At 65.8% G+C, this 5,279-nt stretch carries 7 protein-coding genes; all 7 read right to left on the bottom strand.

Annotated elements, in window-relative coordinates; translation table 11 throughout:
• Positions 1 to 1,171 (bottom strand): phosphohexomutase domain-containing protein (locus AC1VTH_RS06450; protein ID WP_481335348.1); only part of this gene is annotated, 1,171 nt, incomplete at its 3' end.
• A gap of 83 nt (positions 1,172 to 1,254) precedes the next feature.
• Entirely contained in the window at positions 1,255 to 2,142 is an 888-nt protein-coding gene (locus AC1VTH_RS06445; protein WP_293674143.1) for a UTP--glucose-1-phosphate uridylyltransferase, read from the bottom strand.
• A 182-nt stretch (positions 2,143 to 2,324) separates the two neighbouring features.
• Complete coding sequence (locus AC1VTH_RS06440) at positions 2,325 to 2,744, bottom strand: metal-dependent transcriptional regulator (RefSeq protein WP_293674142.1); 420 nt, start codon at positions 2,742 to 2,744, stop codon at positions 2,325 to 2,327.
• 66 nt (positions 2,745 to 2,810) lie between these two features.
• A complete protein-coding gene (locus tag AC1VTH_RS06435; protein WP_293674141.1) occupies positions 2,811 to 2,996 on the bottom strand; it encodes a hypothetical protein in 186 nt (61 codons plus the stop codon).
• Positions 2,997 to 2,998: 2 nt separating this feature from the next.
• On the bottom strand, positions 2,999 to 4,279 hold the full coding sequence (gene murA, locus AC1VTH_RS06430; RefSeq protein WP_481335347.1) for a UDP-N-acetylglucosamine 1-carboxyvinyltransferase: 1,281 nt from the start codon (positions 4,277 to 4,279) through the stop codon (positions 2,999 to 3,001).
• 92 nt (positions 4,280 to 4,371) lie between these two features.
• Complete coding sequence (atpC, locus tag AC1VTH_RS06425; protein WP_301830501.1) at positions 4,372 to 4,800, bottom strand: ATP synthase F1 subunit epsilon; 429 nt, start codon at positions 4,798 to 4,800, stop codon at positions 4,372 to 4,374.
• 11 nt (positions 4,801 to 4,811) lie between these two features.
• A partial coding sequence (locus AC1VTH_RS06420; RefSeq protein ID WP_481335346.1) for an ATP synthase beta subunit C-terminal domain-containing protein occupies positions 4,812 to 5,279 on the bottom strand: 468 nt, incomplete at its 5' end.

The following is a 5,279-nucleotide window of genomic DNA, read 5'->3' as shown; positions in this document are numbered from 1 at the left end:
CCCTAAGCATCTGAGCCTCCCCGGGGCCAAGCCTGACCTCCTTGCGGCCATACTCCATGCGGCCAAGCCTCGTATCGAGATCGGCCACGATCTGGGACACGGGCCTCCCGTCGCGAGCGAATATGTCCATAAGGAGGGTTGCTGCCGCAAGGGAGTCGCGCTCGTAGCCAAGCTGGGGCACGCAAACGCCGCCAACGGCATCGCCCGCGCAGACGACGTCCCCGGTGGCGACCTCCTCGCGCATCCATGCGTAGCCGATGGGCGTCACCGTCAGGGGCAGACCCAGGCGCTCGGCCTGCCTGCGCACGATGGAGCTCACGAAGACGGGGGCTGCAAGCCTACCCTTAAGCCCGCGAACCTTCACGAGGTACTCCATGATGAGCGACAGCGTCTTGTGCGGGTTCACATAGTTACCGTGCTCGTCGACGAGGGCGATGCGCTCCCCTGCTCCGTCAAGCGCAATGCCGTAGGAGGCGCCGTTCGCGGTCACGGCCTGCTCGCAGTCATCGATCCAGGGCTCCGCCACCATGGGATGGATTCCGCCAAAGTCCTCGGCGTCGTCGGCATGGATCTCGACCACGCGGGCACCGAGGGAGGACATGAGACGGCGGGCGATCGAAGTCTGCGCGCCATACATCGGGTCGCACACGACGAGGGGCGACTGAGCGCGAATCACCTCGTCATCGACGAGGCTGGAGACCTCCTCGAGATAGCGGCTTACGAGGTCGATGAGCTCGACCTCGCCGCGCGACATGGGGAGCTCGGGCACAATGTAGGACTCGAGCAGGTCGGTGTCGGAGGAGGTGGCGGCAGAGCCGTCGGCCATGCAGATGCGCACGCCAAAGTAATCGGCAGGCCTGTTGCCCGCCGTGAGCATGACACCCACAACCGCCTCGCGGTCCCTGCGCACGGCCTCGTTGAGAACCGAGGCAGGGCAGTGAACGTCGCTCACGCGCGCCTTGATCCCGTAGGAGGCGACGACCTCGCCCATCTCGAGCGCGATGGCGGCATTGAGCGGGCGGCTGTCATAGCCAATGACCACGTTGCCCTCGGGCTGACGGTCCTTGACGAGGCGGCCGAGGGCGCTCGCGATGCGCAGCGCGTCGGCATGGGGCTCACCCTCGTCAACGCGCACATACCAGGCATCGCCCAGGAAGTTGATGACGCTCATAGATGCATCCTCCAGGAATCGGGCACAAAAACGCCCCGCGGGCTCCTGGGTCCGCGGGGCGTGGGTCACATGTGGAGCCGGAGCTATCGAATGAGATCGGCAGCGCCGCCAAGAGCCTCGATGAAGGCCTCGCGCGTGGCGGGGTCCTCGAGAGCGGCCCTGGCGCACACGCCTGCCCAGGCAGCGGGGGTACCGGTGTCGCGGCCCTCGTCGACGTCGACGACAAGAGCGTACATCTCCTCGGACTCGAGGAGGCGCACCATGGCGTCGGTGAGCTGAATCTCGTTGCCGGCACCGGGACCCTGCGTGGCGAGAAGGTCCATGATGCGCGGCGAGAGCAGGTAGCGGCCCACGATGAACAGGTGGCTGGGGGCATCCTCGGGAGCGGGCTTCTCGACCAGGCCGGAGATGCGCCAGACGGAGCCGGGCTGCTCGGGATCGCCCTCGGTGATGCAGTCGCCGGCGATGATGCCATAGCGCGAGACCTGGTCGGCCGGCACTGCGGCGACGGCGATCACGGAGGCGCCGTTGTGCTCGTCGGAGACGGCCTTCATGCGGCGGCACATGTCGTGGCCGGGCACGAAGTAGTCGCCCAGCAGGATGAGGAACGGGTCCTCGTCCATCTGGGGGGCAGCCTGCAGCACCGCGTGACCCAGGCCCTTGGCCTCGTCCTGATAGACGAAGGAGACCGGGAGCTCGGAGGCGTGACGCACCGAGCTGGCCAGGCTGTCCTTGCCGCGGCCGAGCAGGGTCTGCTCGAGCTCGTCGTCGGCGGCAAAGTGACGCTCGATGGCAGGCTTGTCGTGCGAGTTGACGATTACGACGCCGTCAACGCCGTCGACGGCGAGCGCCTCCTCGACGACCTGCTGGATGACGGGGAGACCCTGGACGGGGAGAAGCTCCTTGGGAACGGCCTTGGTGGCCGGGAGAAAACGGGTGCCGAGTCCGGCGGCGGGGATGACTGCCTTCACGATGCTCCATTCAACGGTTTACCCCGAGCGCAGGTTCGCGCCGGGAACTTGAATACGCATATGCGTTCAACTTTGCGATAGTACCCGCCCGCGGTACAAAAAGGGTCGTCTACATAGAAAGAGCGCCGCGCAGACGCGAAAAGTCCGCACGGCGCTCCCGCTTAAGCGATTAAAAAGCCCAACTATTCCTTGTCGATGGTGACACCCTGACGCTCGAGATACTCGAGCAGACGACGCGAGGTGTCTGCGGAGAGGGCATGCTCCATGAGGCAGGCCTCCTCGTCTGCCACCTCCTCGTCGACGCCAAGCTCGACGGTGAGGAACGTGCGCAGCATGCGGTGACGGCGCCAGACCTCCGCAGCATACCCGCGGCCGGCCTCGGTGAGCTTAACGCGGCCGTAATGGGTCTGGTCGACGAAGCCGCCATCCTTGAGCGAGGAGAGCGCCTTGTTGACGCTCGCCTTGGTGACGTCGAGTCGTTCGGAGACGTCGACCGAGCGGACCGAGTCGTCGCCGGGGTGCTCAAGGATGAGGCAGTAGATGGCCTCGAGGTAGTCCTCGCCCGCGTTCGTGAGGGCGTGACCCTCGTTCTTTGCCTTCATGATGCGGACCTCCATACCTGGCAGGCACAGCCTGCGATTAAAGTTAGCTTTAGTTTACACTGCGCCTTAGCGCCGAAGGGCGAGAAAAACGCAGGCGAGCACGACGACGATGGCGGCGACAACCGCCGCAGTGAGGACGGAGCGCCTGCGCATGCGCCTGCGGACCATGCGCTCGTGGTACGTGGAGCCCGAGGTCGTGCGGTCGCAGTCGTAGAACCCCGTGGTTCCGGGGTCTTTAGCAGAGCCAAACAAGGCTAGTCCTCGACCGAGACGTCGGGCACGGTGTCGCGCCAGACGTTGGCGCCCAGGCCGCGCAGCTTCTCGACGAAGCGCTCGTAGCCTCGCTCGATGTGGTAGATGTTCGAGACCGTGGTCTCCCCTTCTGCCACGAGGCCCGCGAGCACGAGCGAGGCGCCGCCGCGCAGCTCGGGCGACTCAACCTGGGCTCCGGAAAGGCGTTCCACGCCGCGAACGATGGCGTGGTGCCCCTCGATGCGGATGTCGGCTCCCATGCGCGCGATCTCACCGGCGAACATGAAGCGGTTCTCAAAGACGTTCTCGGTGATGACGCACTGGCCGTCTGCCAGGGAGAGCATCGCCATGGTCTGCGCCTGCATGTCGGTGGGGAAGCCCGGGAAGGGCAGCGTCTGGATGTCGACGGACTTGAGGCGACCCTCGCTCGAGGCGATGACGCCATCGGGCTCGCGCTCGATCTTGACGCCCATGGCCTCGTACTTCTTGAGGACGAGACCAAGGTGATCGGGGTTGAAGCCGCGAACGCGGACGGGGCCGCCGGCCATGGCGGCCGCGGCGATGAACGTGCCGGCCTCGATGCGGTCGCCCACGACGGCGTGGGTGACGGGGTGCAGCTCGGAGACGCCCTCAATCTCGATGACCGGAGTGCCGGCGCCACGAACCTTGGCGCCCATCTCGTTGAGCATGTTGGCGAGGTCAACGATCTCGGGCTCGCGGGCGGCGTTGTCGATGACCGTGGTGCCCTTCGCATGGACCGAGGCCATGATGAGGTTCTCGGTGGCGCCGACGCTCGCGAACTCGAGCGTGACGGTGGTGCCGATGACGCCGTTGGGCGCGCTGGCGTGGATGTTGCCGTGAGCAACCTCGAACTCGACGCCCAGGGCCTCGAGGCCGAGGATGTGCAGGTCAATCTTGCGAGCGCCGATGTTGCAGCCGCCCGGCATGGCCACGACGGCCTTGCCGAAGCGAGCGAGCAGCGGGCCCATGACGGCGGTGGAGGCACGCATCTTCGCCACGAGCTCGTAGGGCGTCTCCCAGTTGTTGACATTGGTGGTGTCGATCACGAGCGTGTGCTCGTCGACCACGTCGATGGTTGCGCCGAGGCGCTTGAGAACCTTGCCCATGACGTGTACGTCGGAGATGTTGGGCACGTTGGTAAGCGTGTTGACGCCAGGGGCCATAATCGTGGCTGCCATGAGCTTGAGCGCGGAGTTCTTGGCACCCTCGACGGTAACCTCGCCGTGGATGGGCAAGCCGCCCTCTACCTTGATGACGTCCATGTTCCTCCCGATCCCATTGCATATGAGCAGGTGGGCGCCCGGCTAGCGGACACCCACCTGGGTCTATCCAACGCTTAATTGTAGACGAGCCGCTACTCGGCTGACGAGGACGCGCCGGCCTCCTTTAGAAGAAGATCGCACCAGGCCATCTTGTTCTCGTAGTAGGCGCGCTGGTGGTCGTCCTCGGCCAGGGAGTCGCGCTTGTCGCGGGCGGCATCGTGGGTGCGGCGAACCGTCTCGACCTCGATGTCGTCGGTGGCGCGAGCGTGGTCGGCGATGATCACGACGACGTCATTACAGATCTCGGCGTAGCCGCCGGAAACCACGACGTCGCGCTCGCCGCCGCCATCCTCCTCAAGCCTCTTGATGCGCACCACGCCGTCGCCCAGAGCGCAGATCTCTGAGGCGTGACCGGGAAGCACGCCAAGCTCGCCCGAGTAGGTGACGAGCGTCATCGAGGCGCACTTGCCCTCGAAGAGCTGCTTGTCAGGCCTCACGAACTTGCAGGTTAGATACGCCATCCGTGCCTTCCCTACTCGGCCTTGGCCTCGTCGGCGGCCATCTTGGCGGCACGCTGGCGCACGTCATCGATGGTGCCGGCAAAGCGGAACGCCTGCTCGGGGATGTCGTCGCACTCGCCGTCGATGATGGCAGCGAAGGAGCGGACGGTGTCCTCGATACGCACGTAGCAGCCGGGGTTGCCCGTGAACTTCTCGGCAACGTGGAACGACTGCGAGAGGAACTGCTGGACCTTACGGGCGCGGTCGACGACGAGGCGCTGCTCCTCGGAGAGCTCGTCCATGCCGAGAATCGCGATGATGTCCTGGAGGTCGGTGTACTCCTGCAGAAGCTCCTGCACGGCGGTGGCCACGCGGTAGTGCTCCTCGCCGACGATCGAGGGGTCGAGGGCGTCGGACGAGCTGCCCAGCGGGTCAACGGCCGGGTAGATGCCCAGCGAGGCGATGTTGCGCGACAGGACCGTGGTGGCGTCGAGGTGCGT

Source organism: Parolsenella sp. (assembly GCF_982402205.1).
Note: the sequence above shows the minus strand (reverse complement) of the source record. Positions and strands in the feature narration are given on the sequence as shown.

Bases quoted from the DNA above. Each gene is read 5' to 3' on its own strand.
- AC1VTH_RS06440 (WP_293674142.1), bottom strand. From the start codon at position 2,744: ATGAAGGCAAAGAACGAGGGTCACGCCCTCACGAACGCGGGCGAGGAC.
- murA (WP_481335347.1), bottom strand. From the start codon at position 4,279: ATGGACGTCATCAAGGTAGAGGGCGGCTTGCCCATCCACGGCGAGGTT.
- atpC (WP_301830501.1), bottom strand. From the start codon at position 4,800: ATGGCGTATCTAACCTGCAAGTTCGTGAGGCCTGACAAGCAGCTCTTC.